This window comes from Rhizobium bangladeshense, assembly GCF_001662075.1.
Lineage (GTDB): Bacteria > Pseudomonadota > Alphaproteobacteria > Rhizobiales > Rhizobiaceae > Rhizobium > Rhizobium bangladeshense_B.
The window spans coordinates 61020-82283 of sequence record NZ_LYPL01000001.1; the positions used below are offsets into that span (position 1 = coordinate 61020).

At 62.1% G+C, this 21264-nt stretch carries 20 protein-coding genes and 1 tRNA gene; 6 read left to right on the top strand and 15 right to left on the bottom strand.

The features are described from left to right. Nucleotides 1-24: 24 nt before the first annotated feature. Nucleotides 25-561 carry a tetratricopeptide repeat protein gene (locus A7X77_RS00310; RefSeq protein ID WP_064681659.1) on the bottom strand — a complete coding sequence of 179 codons (537 nt, stop codon included), beginning with the start codon at nt 559-561 and terminating at the stop codon, nt 25-27. A gap of 167 nt (nt 562-728) precedes the next feature. Here A7X77_RS00310 and A7X77_RS00315 point away from each other — a divergent pair, with 167 nt between their 5' ends. The 3 genes from A7X77_RS00315 (at nt 729) to A7X77_RS00325 (ending at nt 3601) form a co-directional block, all read left to right on the top strand. Then, nucleotides 729-1781, top strand: coding sequence for a type III polyketide synthase (locus A7X77_RS00315; RefSeq protein WP_064681065.1), 1053 nt, complete (start codon nt 729-731; stop codon nt 1779-1781). Then, nucleotides 1778-2281, top strand: coding sequence for an isoprenylcysteine carboxyl methyltransferase family protein (locus A7X77_RS00320; protein WP_064681066.1), 504 nt, complete (start codon nt 1778-1780; stop codon nt 2279-2281). Before A7X77_RS00315 ends, A7X77_RS00320 begins: the two co-directional genes overlap by 4 nt. 72 nt (nt 2282-2353) lie before the next feature. Next, a complete protein-coding gene (locus A7X77_RS00325; protein ID WP_064681067.1) occupies nt 2354-3601 on the top strand; it encodes an NAD(P)/FAD-dependent oxidoreductase in 1248 nt (415 codons plus the stop codon). Here A7X77_RS00325 and A7X77_RS00330 read toward each other — a convergent pair. The 10 genes from A7X77_RS00330 to A7X77_RS00375 all read right to left on the bottom strand — a co-directional run bounded on the left by A7X77_RS00330 (nt 3591) and on the right by A7X77_RS00375 (nt 14413). Next, entirely contained in the window at nt 3591-4130 is a 540-nt protein-coding gene (locus tag A7X77_RS00330) for a gluconokinase (RefSeq protein ID WP_064681068.1), read from the bottom strand. The genes A7X77_RS00325 and A7X77_RS00330 overlap by 11 nt on opposite strands. A 27-nt stretch (nt 4131-4157) precedes the next feature. Beyond that, nucleotides 4158-5111: a peptide ABC transporter ATP-binding protein gene (locus tag A7X77_RS00335; RefSeq protein ID WP_009996846.1), complete on the bottom strand. Its 954-nt coding sequence runs from the start codon at nt 5109-5111 to the stop codon at nt 4158-4160. Further along, the gene (locus A7X77_RS00340; protein ID WP_064681069.1) at nt 5108-6124 is read right to left on the bottom strand and encodes an ABC transporter ATP-binding protein; all 1017 of its coding nucleotides are present in this window, start codon (nt 6122-6124) and stop codon (nt 5108-5110) included. The genes A7X77_RS00335 and A7X77_RS00340 overlap by 4 nt, the downstream gene beginning before the upstream one ends. After that, a complete protein-coding gene (locus tag A7X77_RS00345; RefSeq protein ID WP_064681070.1) occupies nt 6124-7014 on the bottom strand; it encodes an ABC transporter permease subunit in 891 nt (296 codons plus the stop codon). Before A7X77_RS00345 ends, A7X77_RS00340 begins: the two co-directional genes overlap by 1 nt. 9 nt (nt 7015-7023) lie before the next feature. Next, complete coding sequence (locus tag A7X77_RS00350; protein ID WP_064681071.1) at nt 7024-8028, bottom strand: ABC transporter permease subunit; 1005 nt, start codon at nt 8026-8028, stop codon at nt 7024-7026. 87 nt (nt 8029-8115) lie between these two features. After that, complete coding sequence (locus tag A7X77_RS00355; protein ID WP_064681072.1) at nt 8116-9711, bottom strand: ABC transporter substrate-binding protein; 1596 nt, start codon at nt 9709-9711, stop codon at nt 8116-8118. A 335-nt stretch (nt 9712-10046) separates the two neighbouring features. Beyond that, on the bottom strand, nt 10047-10529 hold the full coding sequence (gene rirA / locus A7X77_RS00360) for an iron-responsive transcriptional regulator RirA (RefSeq protein WP_064681073.1): 483 nt from the start codon (nt 10527-10529) through the stop codon (nt 10047-10049). A 109-nt stretch (nt 10530-10638) separates the two neighbouring features. Next, a complete protein-coding gene (locus A7X77_RS00365; protein ID WP_064681074.1) occupies nt 10639-11688 on the bottom strand; it encodes a M48 family metallopeptidase in 1050 nt (349 codons plus the stop codon). Then, complete coding sequence (locus A7X77_RS00370; RefSeq protein ID WP_064681075.1) at nt 11678-12760, bottom strand: YjgN family protein; 1083 nt, start codon at nt 12758-12760, stop codon at nt 11678-11680. Before A7X77_RS00370 ends, A7X77_RS00365 begins: the two co-directional genes overlap by 11 nt. Nucleotides 12761-12916: 156 nt before the next feature. Continuing rightward, nucleotides 12917-14413: a CoA-acylating methylmalonate-semialdehyde dehydrogenase gene (locus A7X77_RS00375; RefSeq protein ID WP_064681076.1), complete on the bottom strand. Its 1497-nt coding sequence runs from the start codon at nt 14411-14413 to the stop codon at nt 12917-12919. Nucleotides 14414-14587: 174 nt separating this feature from the next. Here A7X77_RS00375 and A7X77_RS00380 point away from each other — a divergent pair, with 174 nt between their 5' ends. Together A7X77_RS00380 and A7X77_RS00385 are read left to right on the top strand one after the other, a co-directional pair. Further along, entirely contained in the window at nt 14588-14902 is a 315-nt protein-coding gene (locus tag A7X77_RS00380; RefSeq protein ID WP_064681077.1) for a putative quinol monooxygenase, read from the top strand. Continuing rightward, a complete protein-coding gene (locus A7X77_RS00385) occupies nt 14899-15780 on the top strand; it encodes a LysR family transcriptional regulator (RefSeq protein WP_064681078.1) in 882 nt (293 codons plus the stop codon). Before A7X77_RS00380 ends, A7X77_RS00385 begins: the two co-directional genes overlap by 4 nt. Here A7X77_RS00385 and A7X77_RS33345 read toward each other — a convergent pair. The 4 genes from A7X77_RS33345 to A7X77_RS00400 form a co-directional block, all read right to left on the bottom strand. Next, the gene (locus A7X77_RS33345; protein ID WP_197486769.1) at nt 15777-15944 is read right to left on the bottom strand and encodes a hypothetical protein; all 168 of its coding nucleotides are present in this window, start codon (nt 15942-15944) and stop codon (nt 15777-15779) included. The two genes, A7X77_RS00385 and A7X77_RS33345, sit on opposite strands and share 4 nt — an antisense overlap. 35 nt (nt 15945-15979) lie before the next feature. Further along, nucleotides 15980-16417 carry a DUF4174 domain-containing protein gene (locus tag A7X77_RS00390; RefSeq protein WP_064681079.1) on the bottom strand — a complete coding sequence of 146 codons (438 nt, stop codon included), beginning with the start codon at nt 16415-16417 and terminating at the stop codon, nt 15980-15982. A 91-nt stretch (nt 16418-16508) separates the two neighbouring features. Next, a tRNA-His gene (locus A7X77_RS00395) sits at nt 16509-16585 on the bottom strand. Between the two features lie 131 nt (nt 16586-16716). Beyond that, on the bottom strand, nt 16717-17166 hold the full coding sequence (locus tag A7X77_RS00400) for a phasin (RefSeq protein WP_064681660.1): 450 nt from the start codon (nt 17164-17166) through the stop codon (nt 16717-16719). 211 nt (nt 17167-17377) lie between these two features. Between A7X77_RS00400 and A7X77_RS00405 the strand changes: the two genes are divergently transcribed. Next, complete coding sequence (locus tag A7X77_RS00405; protein ID WP_064681080.1) at nt 17378-21175, top strand: ATP-binding protein; 3798 nt, start codon at nt 17378-17380, stop codon at nt 21173-21175. The last annotated feature ends 89 nt before the right edge of the window (nt 21176-21264 follow it).

Genomic DNA, 21264 nt, shown 5'->3' on the forward strand with positions numbered 1-21264 from the left:
CCGTCTTCCCGCCCATGCCGGCAATCAGATCTTCGACGGATCGAGGATGGCCGCGTTCAGATCCTGATACTCCTCGCAGGCCGTGCCGCAGATCGCCTTGATGGCCCTCAACTGCTCCTTGGCGAGATCGAGCCGGCCCTTGATGACATAGGCTTCGCCGAGATATTCGCGCACCTTGGCATATTGCGGGTCCATCTTCACCGATTGAAGGTAATAGGAGATGCCTTCGTCGGTGCGGCCGAGCCTACGGGTGGCATAACCGCGATAATTCAGCACTTCGGCGCTGTTCTGGTCCTTGACCGTATCGAGCATGGCAAGCGCCTCCTCATAACGGCCGGCCTTGGCCAGCGAATAGGCATAATCGGTGCGGTTCTCATCCGAGACATTGGCGCCCTGCTGCTTGACGCATTTCCTGGTCTTCTGGTCGTAGATCTCGCCCTTCTTGCAGGTCGGCATCGTGCTGTTGTCATCGCCGACCGCAAAGACAGGGCCGGAGAAAAGGGAAGCGGCAAGGCAGCCGCTGAGAAGGATGGAAGCAAAACGGGCTGTCATGATCGTCATCGGAAACTCCTCGAAAGTGACGTTGCGAGGAGAAAACACCGCTGCCCCGGACTTTATTCGCCGGCCTCCTATTTTCTCCATAACGGCTTCGTGAAGCCACCGACGCCGAATAAATCACCGGGACCGGGTGTTCTCAGCGTTGCGCCGGGAACGACAAGGAGAATTCCGTGACCGATACTGTAAAACTCGTCAGCCTCGCCGTCGCCGCACCCGAACATGTCATTCTCCAGAAGCAAGCGCTCGAAGCCTCCGCCCGGCTGTTTGCCGACCGTTTCGAGGACTTTCGCCATCTTGCCCGTGTCTTCGACAGTGCTGGCATCCAAAAGCGCCATGCCGCGCGCCCGCTTGCCTGGTTCGACGAAGCCCATGGCTGGCAGGACCGGATGCAGGCCTATGCGGAGGTGGCAGGCGGGCTCTTCGTCGAGACCGCGAGCTCAGCCCTTCAGCAGGCCGGGCTTGAGGCCGGCGATGTCGATTGTGTGGTGACGGTCTCCTCGACCGGTTTTACGACCCCGAGCATCGATGCGCAGATGGCCCGCCGGATGGGTTTCAGGGCCGATATCGAGCGGGTGCCGGTCTTCGGGCTCGGCTGTGCGGCCGGCGTGTCGGGTTTTGCCATCGCCGCGCATCTGGCGCGGAGCCGGCCGGGCGCCGTCGTGCTGTTCGTCTCGATCGAGCTTTGCACGCTGGCCTTCCGCCTCGATGAGCTGACGCGGCCGAACATCATCGCGACGGCGCTGTTCGGCGACGGCGCCGCCGCCTGCGTGTTGCGATCGGGCGACGGCGGGCTGGCGGAAGTGGAATCGACCGGCGAGCATCTCTTTTCCGACACGCTCGATATCATGGGCTGGAAGATCGACGACGGCGGCTTCGGCATCGTGCTGGCGCAAGCCCTGCCGCCTTTTGCCGAGCAGGAGCTCGGCCCGGCGGTGACGGCCATTCTCGCGCGAAACGGGCTGGCACTAGACGATATCGACCGCTTCATCTGCCATCCCGGCGGCACGAAAGTGCTGGCGGCGATGGAAAGCGCGCTTTCGTTGACACCGGGTACGCTTGATCACGAGCGCGGCGTGCTTGCCGACTACGGCAATATGTCGTCGCCGACCGTTCTCTTCGTGCTGGAGCGGGCGATCCGCGCCGGATTGCCGGAGCGCGCCGCGATGATCGCCATGGGACCGGGCTTTTCGGCGAGCTGCGTGACGCTCAAGAGAACGGCATGATGTGGCCGTCGATCGCGCTGCTTGCCTTCGTAACGCTGCAGCGGCTGGGAGAGCTCGTCATCGCCCGGCGCAACACCGCCGCCCTTCTCGCCCGAGGCGGCCGGGAAGTTGCCCCGGAGCACTATCCCGTCATGGTGGCAATACATGCCGCCTGGATCATCGGCCTCTGGCTCCTGGCACCGGGCAGGCCCGTCCAGCTCTTCTGGTTCCTGGTTTTCATGGGACTGCAGGCGTTACGGCTCTGGGTGCTGGCGACGCTGAAGGACCGCTGGACGACACGCATCGTCATCCTGCGGGGAGCGCCGCTCGTCAGCTCCGGCCCCTATCGTTTCCTGCGGCATCCGAACTATGCGATCGTCATCGGCGAGATCGCCACCCTTCCCCTCGCCTTCGGTCTGCCGGTCTACGCGGTCGTCTTTTCGCTTTTCAACGCCGCAATCCTGCATGTGCGCATCAAGGCCGAAAATGCCGCACTGGAAAGCGCAATGATTTTGAAATGAATGCGATTTTTCGTTTGCGCCGTGGGATCGGCGGGGGCATTTTCAACCGATGACAAAGCGGAATGCAGGGGAATGACCAAGAACGCAATCGTGCTCGGCGCCGGTATCGTCGGGGTGTCAACGGCTATTCATCTTCAGCGGCGCGGCCGGCAGGTGACGCTGATCGATCGGAAGGATCCGGGCAGCGAAACCTCCTTCGGCAATGCCGGCCTGATCCAGCGCGAAGGCGTCGCGCCCTACGGCTTTCCCCAGCAACTCGGCCTGTTGCTGCGTTATGCACTCAACAACGAAATCGATGCCCATTATCATCTCAGTGCCTTGCCAAGCCAGCTCGCCTTTCTTGCCCGTTACTGGTGGAACTCGAATGCCCGGCGCCACGCGGTCATCACACGGGCCTATGCGCCGCTGATCGAAAACTCTGTTGCCGAGCACAAGGACCTGATCGAGGCCTCGCAGGCGCAGGCGCTGATCCGCAAGGACGGCTGGATTAAGATCTTCCGGACCGAGGCGACGCGCGACGAGGCGCTCGCCGAGGCCGCCCTTTGGCAGAGCGAATTCGGCGTGACCTATGACAGCCTCACGTCCGCCGATATCGCCCGCATCGAACCCGATATTACCGTCCGTTTCGCCGGCGGTATCCGCTGGCGCGATCCCTGGTCGGTGCTCGATCCGCATGCGCTGACAGCGGCCTATCGCCGCTATTTCGAGAGCCTCGGCGGCCGCTTCGTCACCGGTGACGCCGCCTCGCTCGGCCAGTTCGGCGCCGGCTGGAAGATCATGACCGGGGAAGGCCCGCTCGAAGCGGACGATGCAGTCCTCGCGCTCGGGCCGTGGGCGGCTGTCGCAACGCGCCGGCTCGGCTATTTCTTCCCACTCGGCGTCAAGCGCGGCTATCACATGCATTATGCCGCTAAAGGCAATGCCGTGCTTAACAACTGGATGCTCGATGCCGAACGCGGCTATCTCCTGGCGCCGATGCGCCGCGGTATCCGGCTGACGACGGGAGCGGAGTTCGCAACGCTCGACGCGCCGAAGACACCGGTCCAGCTCGACCGGGCCGAAGCCGTGGCCCGCACGATCTTCCCGCTCGGCGACAGGCTCGATCCCGAACCGTGGATGGGCGCGCGGCCGTGTACGCCCGACATGATGCCTGTCATCGGCAAGGCGCCGCGCCATCAGGGCCTGTGGTTCGCCTTCGGCCATGCCCATCACGGGCTGACGCTCGGGCCGGTGACCGGCCGCGTGCTGGCCGAGCTCATCACCGGCGAAAAACCGTTCATCGATATTGCGGCCTATTCGCCGCAGCGTTTCAACCCGTGACGCCGAGAGCGGCAAGCCCTTTCAGGGCCGTCGCCGCGATGCCTTCCACCGTGTCGTCAATATCGACGGTGACGACGCCCGCCTCGCCTGTCGGCACTTCCAGCGTCGCCAGCTGGCTTTCGAGCAGCGAGACCGGCATGAAATGACCCTTGCGCTCACCCATCCGTTTGGTCAGCAAGGCCTTGGAGCCTTCGAGGTAAACGAAGAACAGGTTGCCGCCGGCCGCAGCCCGCAGCCTGTCGCGATAGATGCGCTTCAGCGCCGAGCAGGAGACGATGATGCCCTCGCCTTTCTCCAACGAGGCCTTGATGTCTTCGCCGATGCGGTCGAGCCAGGGCATCCTGTCCTCATCGGTCAGCGGAATACCTTTCGACATCTTCTCGACATTGGCGGTCGGATGCAGCGCATCGCCTTCGACGAAGGCGAGGTGCAGGGCTTCCGCGAGCGTTTCGCCGACGGAGGATTTGCCACAGCCGCTGACCCCCATGACGATAATTGCATGGGGCTCGTTCAACCGCTCTTCCGGCATGATCCCTCCGAGACTCCGGCTTCCCGCTCAATCGAGTGGGAAGTGACAGGCATATTTTTGCGCACCTTCTCCACTTAGTTCGGGAGAAACCTGACGGCAATAGTCCTGCGCCTTCCAGCAGCGCGGATTGAAGTGACAGCCGGACGGGGGCTTCAGCGGCGACGGCAGCTCGCCTTGCAGCCGGATGCGGTTCTTGGCGCGCTCGGGGTCGGCGATCGGTGTCGCCGACAGCAAGGCTGCCGTATAGGGATGGCGCGGCCGGGCGAAGACCTCGGCGGCGGGACCGGTTTCGACGGGACGGCCGAGATACATCACCATCACCTCGTCGGCGATGTGGTGGACGACGGAGAGGCCGTGCGAGATGAAGAGATAGGCAAGGCCCATCTCCTTCTGCAGGTCCATCAACAGGTTCAGCACCTGCGCCTGGATCGACAGGTCGAGAGCCGAAACCGGTTCGTCGAGCACCAGCACCTTCGGCCGCAGCATCAGGGCGCGGGCGATGGCGATGCGCTGGCGCTGGCCGCCGGAAAACATATGGGGATAACGGCCATGGTGTTCCGGACGCAGGCCGACACGGGCCATCATCTCCTCCACCTTGCGGCGGCGGGCGGCGGCGTTGAGATCGGTGTTGATCTTCAGCGGCTCTTCGAGGATCGCGCCGACCTTCTGGCGCGGGTTGAGCGAGCCGTAAGGGTTCTGGAAAACGATCTGCACCTGGCTGCGCAGGCTGCGGTCACCGATGCGCGCAGGCTTGCCGTCGATCAGCAGTTCCCCGGCCGTCGGGTCCTCGATCATGGTGACGAGGCGGGCGAGTGTCGACTTGCCACAGCCGGATTCGCCGACGACGGCGAGCGTCTTGCCGGAATGGAGGCTGAAGCTGACGCCGTTCAGCGCCTTGACGGTGGCGTCGGCTTTGAAGAGACCGCGGTTGACGGTGTAGAAGCGGGCGAGATCCCTGCCCTCGAGAACAGCGCCGGTCATACCAGGTCTCCTGCAGTTTCATTGACCATGACGCCGGGATGCCCGAGCGGCTTGCCGTCTTTCAATGGATAGTTGCACAGCGCCAGCCCGAGCTCCGGCCCCTGGCGCACAACACCGCGATCGCATTCGACCGTGGCATAGCCGCAGCGCGGCGCGAACAGACAGCCTGCCGGGCGGCCATGCTGGCCGGGAACGACACCCGCGATCGAGGGAAGACGCTGGCCGACTTTGGCGCGCTCCGGAAGCGCGGCGAGCAGGGCAGCGGTATAGGGATGGTGCGGATCGCGGAACAGCGCCTTCACCGGCTGCTCCTCGACCTTCTGGCCGGCATATTGCACCTGCACGCGTTCGGCGGTTTCGGCAACGACACCCATATCGTGGGTGATCAGCACCAGCGCCATGCCGTGCTCCTTCTGCAGACGCACAAGCAGATCGAGGATTTGCGCCTGGATCGTCACGTCGAGCGCGGTCGTCGGCTCGTCGGCGATCAAGAGCTTCGGATTGCAGGCGAGCGCCATGGCGATCATCACGCGCTGGCTCATGCCGCCCGACATCTGGTGCGGGAAGTTCGACAGCCGATCCTCCGGTGCCGGAATTCCGACCAGGTTCAAGAGCTCGATCGAGCGTTGGCGACGCTCCTTCCTATTGAGGCCCATGTGGAAGCGCAGGGTCTCGCCCAGCTGGAAGCCGACCGTGAAGCACGGGTTAAGGCTCGACATCGGCTCCTGGAAGATCATCGCCATGTCCTTGCCGACGATCCTGCGACGCTGGCGGCCGGAAATGCCGCGCAGATCCTGGCCATCGAACTGCATACGGTCGGCGGTGATCTTCGCCGTCCAGGGCAAAAGCCCCATCAGGGCCAGCATGGCAACGGATTTGCCCGAGCCGGATTCGCCAACGACGGAGAGGATTTCACCCTTGTCGCAGGCGAGCGAGACGCGGTCGACGGCGCGGAAGAGACCGGAAGAGGTCTGGAATTCGACAGTCAGGTTTTCGATTTCGAGAAGTGGCATCACGACCTCTTCAGCTTGGGGTCAAGCGCATCGCGCAGGCCGTCACCCATCAGGTTGATGGCAAGAACGGTGATGAGGATTGCAAGACCCGGGAATGTTACGACCCACCAGGCGCGCGAGATGAACTCACGGGATTCGGCGAGCATGGTTCCCCATTCGGGTGTCGGCGGCTGGGCGCCCATGCCGAGAAAGCCGAGGGCGGCGGCATCAAGGATCGCCGCCGAGAAGGCGAGCGTCGCCTGGACAATCAGCGGCCCAAGACAGTTCGGCAGGATCGTCTTGAACATCAGGCGCAGGGTGCCGGCACCGGCGACACGCGAGGCAATGACATATTCCTTCTCGCGCTCTGAAATAACAGAGGCGCGCGTCAACCGCACGAAATGCGGCTGGTTGACCAACGAAATCGCAATCATCGCGTTGGTCAGGCCCGGCCCCAGCACGGCCACCAGCACGAGAGCAAGCAGCAACGACGGGAAGGCCAAGATGATATCCATCAGGCGCATGATCGCCGTATCGATCTTGCCGCGGAAATAGCCGGCCACCAGGCCGATCAGAACGCCGCAGATGACCGAAAGCGTAACGACGACGACGCCGATGAAGAGCGAGAAGCGTGCGCCGTAGATCAGGCGCGACAGGATATCGCGGCCGACAGCGTCGGTTCCGAGCGGGAAGGAGATGGTGCCGGCTTCCATCCAGGCCGGCACGGCGAGCAGCGCCTCGCGGTTCTGCTCGTTCGGCGCATGCGGCGCAAAGATCGGCGCGAAGATTGCGACGACCAGGATAATGATGAAAATGACGAGGCCGATGACGGCGCCCTTGTTGCGGGAGAAATAGTGCCAGAACTCCGCAGCGGCGGATGGCTGGCCGGTTTTGACGGTGACCGTGCTCATGGACCGCTCCTAGTAACGAATGCGCGGATTGATGAAGCCGTAAAGGACATCAACAATCAGATTGACCAGCATGATGACGCCGGCGATCAGCAGAAGGCCGCCCTGGACCACGGCGTAATCGCGCTTAAACACCGAATCGACCATCCATTTGCCGATGCCCGGCCAGGAGAAGATCGTCTCGGTGAGGATGGCGCCAGCAAGAAGAACGCCGATCTGCAGGCCGATCGTGGTGATGACGGGGATCATCGCGTTGCGCAGCGCATGCACGCCGACGACGCGCAACGGCTTTAAACCTTTCGAGCGAGCCGTGCGGACGTAGTCCTCGCCCAGAACCTCGAGCATCGCCGAGCGCGTCTGGCGGGCGATGACGGCAAGCGGGATGGTGGCCAGCACGATTGTCGGAAGGATGAGATAGCTGACAGCCGAGGAAAACGCCCCCTTCTGGCCCGACAGCAGGCTGTCGATCAGCATGAAGCCGGTGACCGGTTTGAAGAAATACATTAGCGAGATGCGGCCGGATACAGGCGTCCAGCCGAGGTAGCCGGAGAAGAAAATGATCAGCAGCAGGCCCCACCAGAAAATCGGCATGGAATAGCCGATCAGGGCGATACCCATCACGCTCTGATCGAACCAGGTGCCTCGCTTGACGGCGGCAAAGATGCCGGCGGGCACGCCAAGACAGACGGCGAGCAAGATGGCACAGAAGGAAAGTTCGAGTGTCGCCGGAAACAGCGTCAGGAATTCGCCGAGAACGGGCCGCTTGGTGACGATCGAGGTTCCGAGATCGCCCTGCAACACCTTACCGAGATAATCGAAATACTGCACATACATGGGCCGGTCGAAACCGAGATCGTGCATGATCTGGGCGTGCCGTTCCGGCGCCATGACACGTTCACCGGACAGAAGCATGACGGGATCGCCGGGGAGCAGGCGGATGAACGAGAAGGCAATGAGGGAAACGCCGAGGAATGTCGGGATCAGCACCGCAAGGCGGCCGATGAAAAAACGCAACATGGCAGATGTCCAATAGTTTCCGGCGGTCAGGGGGTGCCTGACCGCCGGCTGCGCCCAGCTCTGCCGGGCATTCTTACATTATTCTTGTTATTCGGATACGTCGACGCCGTCGAAGCGGTGAATGCCGAGCGGGTCCATATGGAAGCCGGAGACCTTCTTGCTCATCGGAACGAAGACGAGCGAGTGATCGAGGGTCGCCCACGGGGCTTCCTTCTTGAAGATCAGCTGCGCCTGCTCATAGGCCTTGGTGCGCTCGCCGACATCGGCGGTCAGTTTGGCCTTGGTCATCAGGTCGTCATATTCCTTGTTGCACCACTGGGCGCGATTGTTGCCGCCGACGGCATCGCAACCGAGCAGCGTATCCATGAAGTTGTCAGGGTCGCCGTTGTCGCCGGTCCAGCCGAGGATGACGGCGCCGTCGCGCTTCACGTCGGAAGAGAGCTTCAAATATTCGGCCCATTCATGGGTAACGATCTCGACCTTGACCCCGACCTTGGCGAAGTCGGCCTGGATCAGTTCGGCGGCACGGCGCGCGTTCAGCATGTAGGGACGCGACACCGGCATCGCCCAGACCTTCATGCTGAGATCCTTGACCCCGGCATCGGCGAGCGCCTTCTTGGCGGCGTCCGGATCGTACTTGTCGTCCTCGACAGCATCGTTATAGGACCACATCGTCGGCGGGATCGGGTTCTTGGCAACGGTGGCCGCACCCTGGAAAACGGCGTCGACGATCGCCTGCTTGTTGATCGCCATGTTGAGCGCGCGGCGAACCTCCGGCTTATCGAAGGGAGCCATCTGCGTGTTGTAGGCGAGATAGCTGACGTTGAGACCGGGCTGCTCGAGGACCGTCAGGTTCTCATCCTTCTTCAGTTCGGCAACGTCGGCGGCATTCGGATAGGGGATCAGGTGGCATTCGCCGGCCTTCAGCTTCTGAGCACGGACGGCGGCGTCAGAGGTGATGGCGAAAACCAGATCGTCGATCTTTTCCTTGCCCTTGAAATAGGTTTCGTTCGCCTTGTAGCGGATGACGGCATCCGGCTGATAGGCGACGAAGGTGAAGGGGCCGGTGCCGAGCGGCTGCTGGTTGAGCTGCGACATCTTGCCGTCGGCCGCGAGCTTGTCGGCATATTCCTTGGAGACGATCGAGGCGAAATCCATGGCGAGGTCGGCCAGGAACGGCGCTTCCGGGTGGTTGAGCGTGAACTTGACCGTGAGGTCGTCGACCTTCTCGACCGACTTGATCAGCTCCGGGAAGCCCATGCCGGCGGCGTATTCATAGGAACCGCCTTCGACATACTTATTCCACGGATTGTCGGACTTCAGCTGGCGCTCCAAGGAGAACACGACGTCATCGGCGTTGAAATCGCGCGTCGGCGTAAAGAAGTCGGTGGTCTGGAACTTGACGCCGGGATGAAGCTTGAAGGTGTATTCCTTGCCATCGTCCGAAACGCTCCAGCTATCGGCCAGACCGGGTTCGATCTCGGTGCCGCCATGCTTGAATTCGACGAGGCGGCTGTAGACGGTGCGCGACGACGCGTCGAAGGTCGTCCCTGCCGTGTAGAGGCTCGGGTCAAAGCCTTCCGGCGAGCCCTCGGAGCAATAGACAAGGGTCTTGGACCAGGCCGACGTCGCCATGACCGAAATCAGGGCCGTCGCTGCCAGCATGACAGAGATCTTTTTCATAGTATTGTTTCCCGGTTGTTCTTTTTTGATGTCTGGAGACCGCAGATAGGCATCCCGATCGACGGTCGATGGAACGACATTTATCTACTGAAAGCAACGGGCTACGGAGAAAATTTTTCCAGATGGACAATTTTAGAAATTTTCGGTCAAAAATCAGCCTCAATTAGAAATATTCGGATAAAAACCAGCGGAATTTCGTCGCATTTTGGATATTGTGCCCCCTCAGCTGCGCATTATGACAATTTCACGCATCCCCGAGCCCGGCGAAAACGCCGCAAACAAAAACCGCGGCTGCCCGGGCAACCGCGGTTTTAAAAGTCTGTTCTGCTGTGAATTCAGGCGGCCGGGACGACGATCGCGGGCTTGCGGTATTCCTGCTCGCCGGTCAGTCCAAGAAGGAAATTGATCTGCGGACGCGCCTTGACGAGATCGTCGATGGTATATTCCGATAGCACGGCAAAGAAGGCGTTGAGCGCCTTGCGCAGCGCCGAATTCAGGCCGCAGCTGTCGACCAGCGGGCACTCGACCATGCCGTCATCCTCGAAGCATTCGGCCATGGCGAAACTGTCTTCCGTTACCCGCACCACGTCGAAGAGGGTGATGTCGGCCGCCGGCTTGCCCAAGCGCACGCCGCCGTTGCGGCCGCGCACGGTTTCGACCAGACCTGCCTTGTTCAGCGGCTGAAGGATCTTGAAAAGAAAGAGTTCGGAAACGCCGTAAGCCTTGGCAATTTCCGGAATCCGGCTCAGCTGCCCTTCATTGGCAGCACAATACATCAACATGCGAACCGCATAGTTGGTCTGCTTCGTCAACCGCATGCCGATCTCCTGACTCGTGCTGTTCAGACCTATATAGGCGGTTTGCTAGTTTTGAACAATTCCAAAATATGAAATTCGCAATCAGCTTATGAGGCCATTTGCCGCGACGTCAATCCGGTTGCAGGATCTCATTATAGTCGAGGATGGCCTGCTTGCGCTCAGGCGTGCCTGGATGGGTTGAGAGCATGCTGGTGCGGGAATGATCACCGAGCTTGGTTTCCAGAAGATCGAAAAAACGGGCGATCGCAACAGGATCCATGCCGGCCTTGCGCATCAGTTCCACCGAGCGCCGGTCGGCCTCGGCCTCGGCACTGCGTGAATAGGACAATGCAAGCAGACCGCCGCCCTGTGTCAGGATATCCTCGACGCCAGAGCCGACATCGCCGGCAATCAGCATGACGAGGCCGGCCACACCTGCGGCGCGGTAAAGCTGCCGGAGGCTGTGCTTGTATTCGACATGACCGACCTCGTGGGCGAGAACGCCAGTTATCATCTCATCGTCGCCGCCCGCCAGCTCCACCAGCTCGTCGGTGATGACGATATTGCCGTCGGGAAGCGCGAAAGCATTAGGCCCAATCAGACCGCCATCGCGGAAATTCAGCACATAACGGTTGGCACCGCCTTCGGCATTGCCAGCCACCTGATTAAAGCGGCCGACGATTTCGCCCTGCCGGGAGGGCGTCAGCTGGCTGGGTGACAGCGCCGTCGTATCCAGCGTATTGAGCGCGCCACGGGACATCGCTTCGGAGACCACAGGCGGCGTCACGAAGATGGCGACTTCGACGAGCGCCGGCAGCGCGTAACGATAGATTGCCACGGCGAGCAGAACGACCGCGACCGCGAAGACGAAGATGCGGGGATGAAATTCCTCCAGCCGATGCACCCAGCCGCTTCTTCCGCCGCCGCCAAGAAAGGCGTCGATGGCATCATTCTCGCCACTCTCGAAGATCGAGCCGTCGGCAAAGACGGCCCGTCGGGGGATCGAGCCGACGCGCGGTGTGAAGGAGACCTCTTCGACCGCGCTATCCGAAAGAGCGACGTCCTCTTCGGTTACGGCGAGCAGGCGCCCCCTGCGCGACAGCAGGCGGGCGGAAACGGAGCCGCTCGAGTGCGGCGGATACCATTCCCCTCTCGCGATGATGTCTGCGTCAGAAACCAAAGTCGATCCCTTCCATGCTCATATATTCCGCACCGACTGCGGCGCCAGCCGTTTGAAACTGCGTAAAAACCTCGCCGATTTCGCCATCGATGCGAATCGCCGTATGCTCGGCGACATAACGCGCCAGACGAACCGCCGCCCAGGGACGCATCAGGCCGAGGGTAAGCATCGTCACCACGACGTTCGATATCGCGATCCAGGCATAGCGTGCACGGGAGAGATCGCTGCTCAGCAGATGCCGGCCGTCGATCCGCGTCGAGGACCAGACGACGTTGTGGACGGCCGCCCTATAGATCAGGCCTGCAAGGCCATAGACGATGAGGAGGCCGAAAACGACAAGATACATTCCCGACACTATCATTAACATAGCGGCATCATGCTCGACTGCGCCGGAGTCATTCGCCTGCATCCCGGCGACCGCGATCGCAACCAAGCCGGCGAGAACGACCAGGCCCAGCACGACCATCAGGGCCGGGATGAGAAGCGCGCGGTAGAGCGCGCCGATCTTGGGATCGGTCTCGAAAGGCCGATTGCCGTAGCGGAGATTGTTGAAGATATAGCGGTTGAGCCACCGGCTGGCGAAGGGCGCAAGCAGTCCCAGCGACAGGAAAGCGACGAGGCTTCCGAGCATCACGCAGACGAAGGCGCCGCCGGCGGTGCCGGTGAAATCAAATCGAACGTTGCGGTAGCTGGTCACGCGGGCATTGAAGCGAAGACCTCTGACGATCAGCCAGGGGAGCGCGATGAGCACCAGGATCGTCGTCACCACCGAGAACAGCGGATGGATTGCCGCCAGAATGTTGGCCACCACGATGAAGGCGAACACGATCAGCCGGCCGATGAATATCTGCATGCCGCTCGCGTGATATTCGAAAGCGCGGCCGAGCACGACGGTGTTGCCGTAGAAGTAGCGATTGCGCCGCACCTTCGCCCAGGCTGAATAGATGCCGAGCGTTACGATCGTCAAAAGGACATTGACGATCCAGATGCCGAAATATTCCGATGCCGTGCCGGTAAACCGGGCACGCTCAAACGCATTTGCCGCGGCGCCCGCGGACACTCTGTTATCCATGATCTTTGCTTCCCCCAGCACATTGCCCCACAGACCATAATCGGAATCAGGTGTCGGGCGCAGCAAGAGAAAAGCAAAGAGCGAAGAAATCAACAACCTGAAATCGAAAACGGGGGCCGAAAGGCCCCCGAATTGCAGTTCGATTGTTCGCGCGGATCACTTCATCGTCGGCATGACGAATTCGGCGCCGCTCTTGATGCCGGAGGGCCAGCGGGCGGTGACGGTCTTGGTCTTGGTCCAGAACTTGATCGAGTCGGTGCCGTGCTGGTTGAGGTCGCCGAAGCTTGAGGCCTTCCAGCCGCCGAAAGAGTGGTAGGCGAGCGGAACCGGGATCGGGACGTTGATGCCGATCATGCCGATATTGACGCGCGAGGCGAAATCGCGGGCCGCATCTCCGTCACGCGTGTAGATGGCGACTCCGTTTCCGTATTCGTGCTTCATCGGCAGTGACAGGGCTTCCTCGTAGTTCTGGGCGCGAACGACGGAGAGAACAGGCCCGAAGATTTCGGTCTTGTAGATTTCCATCTCGGGTGTGACGTGATCGAACAGGCAGCCGCCGACGAAATAGCCGTCTTCATAGCCCTGAAGCTTGAAATCGCGGCCGTCGACGACGAGCTTGGCGCCTTCCTCGACACCGCGGTCGATCAGGCCGCGAACACGGGTATAGGCGTCCTTGGTGACGAGCGGGCCCATGTCGGCCTTGTCATCGGTATAGGGGCCGATGCGCAGCGATTCGATCTTCGGCGTCAGCTTTTCGACGAGGCGGTTGGCGGTTTCTTCGCCGACCGGGACGGCCACCGAGATCGCCATGCAGCGTTCGCCGGCCGAACCGTAGCCTGCGCCCATCAGCGCGTTAACGGCCTGATCCATGTCGGCGTCCGGCATGATGATCATGTGGTTCTTGGCGCCGCCGAAGCACTGGGCGCGCTTGCCGTTCATCGCTGCCGTGCCGTAAACGTAGCGGGCAATCGGCGTCGAGCCGACGAAGGAAACGGCGCCGATATCGGGATCGGTAAGGATCGCATCGACCGCACCCTTGTCGCCGTTGACGACGTTGAGGATGCCGGCCGGCAGCCCAGCTTCGATCATCAGTTCGGCGAGGCGGATCGGCAGGGAGGGATCACGCTCGGACGGCTTCAGGATGAAAGCGTTGCCGCAGGCGATCGCCGGCGCGAACATCCACATCGGGATCATGCCGGGGAAGTTGAAGGGGGTGATGCCGGCGCCGATGCCGACCGGCTGGCGGATCGAATACATGTCGATCGAAGGACCGGCACCCTCGGTGAACTCGCCCTTGGCGAGATGAGGAATGCCGCAGACGAACTCGCAGACTTCGAGGCCGCGAATGACGTCGCCCTTGGCGTCCTCGATCGTCTTGCCGTGCTCCTTGGAGAGCATTTCGGCCAGCTCATCCATGTGCTTGTTCAGCAGTTCGACGAACTTGAAGAAGACGCGGGCGCGGCGCTGCGGGTTGGTGGCAGCCCATTTCGGCTGAGCGGCCTTGGCGTTTTCGACGGCGGCGCGCAATTCCTCGACACTTGCAAGCGCGACGGTCGCCTGCACTTCGCCGGTTGCCGGATTGTAGACGTTGCTGACACGGCCGCTGGAGCCGGCGACCTGCTGGCCGCCGATGAAATGTCCGATCTCACGCATGGATGTTCCTCCTGTTTGGATGGCCTACGATCGCACTTCAATTTGCACAAATCAATGCGCTGATATAAGCAACCGTTGTGCGCATATTATAGCTCGATTGTTGCATCGGGTGCTGATATTTTTCAAACTTGGCACCCGGTTTTGACAAGTCAAACCCAAGGAGAGGTCGAAGCGATGAGCCGGGAACCTGTCGTCAGAATGGCGGAGCTGGAGATCGATCCGGCCAAGCTTGAAGCCTACCGCGCATTGCTTACAGAAGAAATCGAGGCGTCGCTTGCTCTGGAAGACGGCGTTCTCTCGCTCAGCGCCATGTCCCTCCGGAGCAATCCAAACCTGATCCGTATCCTCGAGGTCTACGCCGACCAAGAAGCCTATGAGGCCCATCTCGGGACACCGCATTTCCTCAAATATAAGCGGGAAACGGCGGGCATGGTGACATCGTTGACGCTCATCGACGTCGATCCGATAGTCATGCGTGCCAAGCCATGAACTGGGACGATGTCCGCATTTTCCTCGCCGTCGCCCGCACCGGGCAGATCCTTGCCGCTTCGAAGCGGCTAGGGCTCAACCACGCCACGCTTTCACGGCGGCTGACGTCGCTCGAAGAGGCGTTGAAGACGCGGCTCTTCGTCCGCCGCACGAATGGCTGCGAGCTGACGGCCGAAGGCGGGGTCTTCCTGCACGCCGCCGAGCGCATGGAAACCGAAATGCTGGCAGTGCAGGCCAATCTCGGCCACACCGACACGGCAATCGCCGGCACGGTGCGCGTCGGCGCGCCCGACGGCTTCGGCGTATCGTTCCTGGCGCCGCGCATGGGCAGGCTGATCGAGCGCCATCCGGCGTTAAAAATCCAGCTGGTGCCCGTGCCGCGCTCCTTCTCGCTGTCGCAGCGCGAGGCGGATATCGCGATCACGCTGGAGCGTCCCGAACAGGGCCGCCTCGTTTCCTCCAAGCTCACCGACTATACGCTCGGCCTCTATGCCTCGCGCGACTATCTCGCCCGCCACGGCAGGCCTGGCGATGTCGAGGCGCTGAAGGCGCATCCGCGCATCGGCTATGTCGAGGACCTGCTCTTCACCGCTTCGCTGAACTTCTCCGGCGAGGTGATGCGCAGCTGGGACGCCGGTTTCGAAATCTCGACGGCGACCGGCCAGACGGAGGCGGTGCGATCCGGCGCCGGCATCGGCATCCTGCACGATTATATCGCCCGGCAATATCCGGAACTTCAGCGCATTCTGCCCGAAGTTTCGATCCGCCGCGCCTATTGGACGACCTATCACGAAACGGCGCGCGACCTCGTGCGCGTCCGCAGTGTCGTCGACTTCCTGCAGGAACTCGTCAGCGCCGAACGGCAGATTTTCCTTTAACGCCCGGAAACGTGTTTGGCCGGCTCGTCATTCTCATCCGGATTGGGAACAGGCGCTTCATCGGGAAGCCGGTCCGGCTCCGGTTCGCTGATCGGCGGCACCGGCTTCCAGCCGGGGGCTGGCATCGGCGGCTGATCGGGAATGGGTTCGTTGGGCACGGACATGACCGCCTCCCTTCATGTTTGCGATGTTCGTCGGGCTATTTGTCCGGCTTCAGCGTCTCGGCAGCGCGCATCGGCATGCTGTCGATAATGGCGAAGAGCTCGCCGTTGGTGATCGGCTCACTGACCTTGAGCTTCACCGTGCCGTCCTTCCCAAGAAGAAAAGCGGCGAATTCTCCCGCCTCCGGCCCCTCGAGATCGTGACGGATCGCTTCGCCGTCGAGGCCATCGGCAGCGCCGAAAAGCGCCCGCACCTTGCCGGCCGAGACCTTCAGCACCACTATATCGCGCTCATCGAGCGCCGCGCGCTCAGAAAGCAGCTGGTTTTCCTGGCGCGCCGCCCGGGCATTGTCCTTGTCGGCGAAAAGAATGAAGACACGGTTCTTCCACTGGAAGGCAGCCAAGCTCTGGACCGGCGCATAGGCGCTGTTCTTCTCATCGATTTTCGTCGCGCCGTAGAGAAGGGTTTTCGACATGCACATTCTCCCGTTAACTGGAGAACGGTGCGGGTATGGCATGGGTTCCATTGAAACGGTAGGAACCGGATTTTCACTGTGAAGGGGGAGATGGTACGGTTGGGGGGTCTCGAACCTCCGACCTCAGGTGCCACAAACCTGCGCTCTAACCAACTGAGCTACAACCGCATAAACCGCGCCGGGCGCGATGGGGGTCACATACGAGGACTTGGCGATGAATTCAAGCCCCATTCCTCGCCAATATACAAAAAGGCTGGACGCGAGGTCCAGCCTTTTTGTTTCTGATAGGCAAAGACCGATCAGGCAACCTTGAAGGAGGCCATGGCCTTTTCGGCGGCTTCCTTGGAGGGCTTTGCGAGCTTTTCGGCAACCTGCTTGGTGGTTTCCTGCATCGACTTGGCCTGGTCGACAGCGAGTTCGGCCTGCTTGCGCAGGAACGAGGTCTGCAGCTCGACGAATTCGGCGACCGACTTAACGCCGAGCAGGGCTTCCATGTGCGAGAGCGAGCTCTCGGCATTGACGCGCAGGACGTCGATTGCCTTGAGTCCGATCTCGACGGTGCCGGCCTGGGCCGTCTGGACGGTGGCTTCGAGCGTCTTGCCGGCTTCTTCGCCGGCGGTCTTCAGCTTGGCATAGGCGTCTTTCGACTGCTGTGCGCCCTTTTCAGCGAATTCGCGGAAGGATTCCGCGACCTTGGACGGGTCGAAAGAAGCGATTGAAAAAACGTCATCGGTCTTTATGGTAGCCATGTCGCATTCCTTTAGGTTGAGGCGGTCGCTGCCTGTGATCATCGAATGACGTCTATATAGGGCATCTCATTGTGCATTGCAACAATTATTGTGCAGCGCACAAGTCGTTAACCCTGTAGGCCGAAACTACCCTGCTGTTCTGGACCGGCATGCGACCTGCAGTTATTAATAAGCCGTTAATTTAGAAGGCCGACAGCGACAAGGTTCGATCATGCCCGCAGTCCAATATCCGTTCATCGATATCGCCGTGCATGCGCGGGTGCGGGAACGCTTTTCACGCGGCGAAGCCATGGTGCTGTTTTCGGCCGATCTTGGCCGCCTGCTCTGGGCTAACGGTGCGGGTGCGGAGCTTTTCGGCCATTCGGCGGTCTATGATCTGCTCGATCAGGGCGTCGACCGTACCGACATCACCTTCCGCCAGTTGGAGACGGCAGCGCGCCAGCTCGCCGATATCGGCGACCAGCGCAGCCTGATGATCCGCGTCGCCAAAGGCTTCCAACGCGCGCAGGTGCAGGCGGCGGCAGAACTGATCCGGCTTTCCCAGGGTGAAAAGGCCATTTTGTTTTCGGTGCCGGTCTCGGCAAGGCCGCTTGCATCGGACGCCTCGGCCGCCCAGATGCTGCAGGGGCTCGACGATCCCGACACGCATATGGCCGTCATCGGCGCAAATGGCGAGGTCATCGCCGCCTCGCCGGGCTTTGCCTCGCTTGCCATCTCCGGCGAGACCGCCAAGACCCTGATCAATCTTGCCGGCGCCCATCCCGACCGATTGGTGAAACGCCCGGTTGCCACCGGCCGGGGTTATCTCCCGGCCGCGGTCGGCAAGCTTAGCGACGAACCGCCGCTCAATCTGCTGTTTGCCGTGGAGACCGCGATCGGTCATCTCGACGCGGTCGATGCGACCGGGCTCGATCCAGTTGATGCACCCGTGCTTGACGCTGTTGATGCACCGCCGCAGGCGGCTAACGCGCCCGCAGGGGAAGCAAGCGCGCCGCCGGCCGAACTCCCCCCGGAAGAGCCGGTCGCAGCAACCGGCTTTACCGAGATCGTCGACGCGGTGTCGGATATCGAAGAGGTCGAGGAGACCCTCGAAGAGATCGCCGTCGAAAGCGAACAGCCGGCAGAGGCGGCCGCCGCATCCGCCGACGAAACGACCGCGCAGATGCACCGGGGTGAAGACGCGGCGCCTGATAACAACGACGGCGTAATCGACAGCAGTGCGGATGAGGCGGACGCGCCTGCCGCGCTCGTCGACGACGGTTCGGTCCATTCGGCTGACGCGACCGCGGAAACGAACGGGACGGCAGAACCGGCCGAAGCCGGCCAGACGCCCCTCGAAGAGACGCCGGCCATGGCCAATGAAGCGCCGGCCGCTGCCGCGCCCGCGATTTCCGACACGTCCCCTGCCCCGGCGCTTGCACCGGAGCCCGGCTTCGTCTTCCGGCCGAACAGCCGCGCCACGCGCTTCGTCTGGAAGATCGATGCGGAAGGCCGGTTCAGCGAGGTCAGCCACGAATTTGCCGAGGCCGTCGGTCCGCATGCATCCGCCATCATCGGCTCCGCCTTCAGTGACATCGCCGCGCTTTTCAACTTGGATCCGGACGGCAAGCTATCCGAGGCGCTCGCGCGCCGCGACACATGGTCGGGCAAGACGATCCTCTGGCCGGTCGAAGGCACCAGCCTCGTCGTTCCGGTCGATCTCGCGGCACTGCCGACCTATACCCGCAACCGCGACTTCGACGGTTTCCGCGGCTTCGGCGTCGTCAGGCTCTCCGACGCACAGGAGGATCCGCTGGCGCTTGGCCTGACGCTCGGCCCGGATGGCGTCGGCCATGATGCGGCAAGCCTCGGCCCGATCACCGAGCCTGTCGCCGAACCGGCGCCTGACAAGGAAGTCACGTCCGAGGAGGCCATGGCGGAACCGCCCGTGGCGGACGAGAACCGGCTTGAGACGAGGGCAGCAGTCGTGCCGCAGGCCGAAGAGACGGTCCCGGAAGCGGTGACCGGCGAAGGGACGAGCGTCGAGACACCCGTCCGGGAGGATGCTGCAGACGAACCGCCGGCGCTTCGCATCGTCGAAACACCCAATCGCCGTTTCACCGACAAGGTCGTTCAGCTTCACAGCACGGGCGCCGCGCTGACAGCCGCCGAACAGGCGAATTTCCGCGAGATCGCCAAGCGCCTGGAAGCATTCGGCGCCCGCAACGAAGATCCGGCCGCTCCAGCGCCGAGCGATGCCGGCACCACGGAAACGGCGGCTTTCGAAGAGAGCTTGGAACCGGAAACTTTCAAGGACGAAACGCCGCTCGCCGATACGGCCGACACCGCTTCGGCCGAGGAGCCGGCGCCGCAGGAAGCGATCTTCGAGAACGCGGCAGAGGCGCTGCAAGAAGAGACTGAAGAGCCCGCCGCCATAGAAGAGGACGAGGTGACGGAAGGGCTCGAGGAGACAGTGAGCCAGATCGAGGTTCTCACGAGCTTTATTCCGCCGCGGGTCAAGATGACCGACGGGCTTTCGGCCGGAACGGTCGACCAGCTGCCTGTCGCGGTGCTCATCCATGTCGGCGACGCGCTGATGCATGCCAACCCCGAATTCATGCGGCTGACGGGCTATTCGTCCCTCGATGCGCTACGCGACGTGGGTGGCATCGAAGCGCTGCTGCAGCGCCGCGAACTCGAGGAGTATGCCACGGGCTCCGGCACCATGATGCTGGTCAAGGCCGACGACACGCTGACGCCGGTCACCGCGCGGCTGCAATCGGTGCGCTGGGAAGATGCCAACGCCCTGATGCTGGCGCTGATGCCGGTGGAAGGCAAGGAAGACGCCCGCGCTGACGCCGGCCGGTCCGAAGCCCGCCCGGAGCGGATGGTCGAGAAGGTGGCCAAGCTTCAGGTCGAAGTAGAGGAATTGCGCTCGATCCTGGAAACGGCGACCGACGGCGTCGTCGTCATCGGCACGGAGGGCGATATCCGCTCGATGAACCGGTCGGCCAGCGCGCTTTTCAATTATGACGAACAGGAGACGCGCGGCAAACCCTTCGTCATGCTGTTTGCCCATGAGAGCCAGAAAGCGGTTCTCGACTATCTGAACGGCCTCTCCGGCCATGGCGTCGCCAGCGTCTTGAACGACGGGCGCGAGGTGATCGGCCGCGAGGCCGCCGGCGGCTTCGTGCCGCTGTTCATGACGATGGGCCGGCTCACCTCCTCGAATGGCTATTGTGCCGTCATCCGCGATATCACCCAATGGAAGCGCACCGAGGAGGAGCTGCGCAACGCCAAGGGGGCGGCCGAAACCGCAAACGCCCACAAGACCGATTTCCTTGCCCGCGTCAGCCACGAAATCCGCACGCCGCTCAACGCCATTATCGGCTTTTCCGATATGATGGCCGGCGAGCGCTTCGGTCCGATCGGCCATCCCCGTTATATCGAATATGCCAACGATATCGGCCGCTCCGGCCGGCACGTCCTCGACATCGTCAACGACCTGCTCGACATTTCGAAGATCGAGGCCGGCGAGATGGATCTCGATTTTGCCGCCGTCGGCCTCAACGAGGCGGTCTCGGAGGCGGTGGCGCTGGTCCAGCCGCAGGCGAATGGCCAGCGTGTCATCATACGCACGGCGCTGTCGCATGCGGTGCCCGATGTCGTGGCCGATCTGCGCTCGATCAAGCAGATCGCGCTCAACATCCTGTCGAACGCCATCCGCTTTACCCCGTCGGGCGGGCAGATCGTCGTCTCCACCTCCTACGAGGCGAATGGCAGCGTGGTGTTGCGGGTCCGCGATACCGGCATAGGCATGACGCGCGCCGAACTCGACCATGCGATGAAACCGTTCCGGCAGGTCTCCTCGACCCAGTCGCGCCATCGCGGCGACGGCACCGGGCTCGGCCTGCCGCTGACCAAGGCGATGGTCGATGCCAACCGGGCGACATTCTCGATCAATTCGGCGCCGAACGAAGGCACACTGGTTGAGATCACCTTCCCGTCGCAACGCGTGCTGGCCGGCTGATCCTTAATCTCTGGCGTAAAAAAAGGCAGCCAGAGGCTGCCTTGAATTTGGTGCTGTTCAACAAGAGCTCAGTCGATCAACGTCATGTT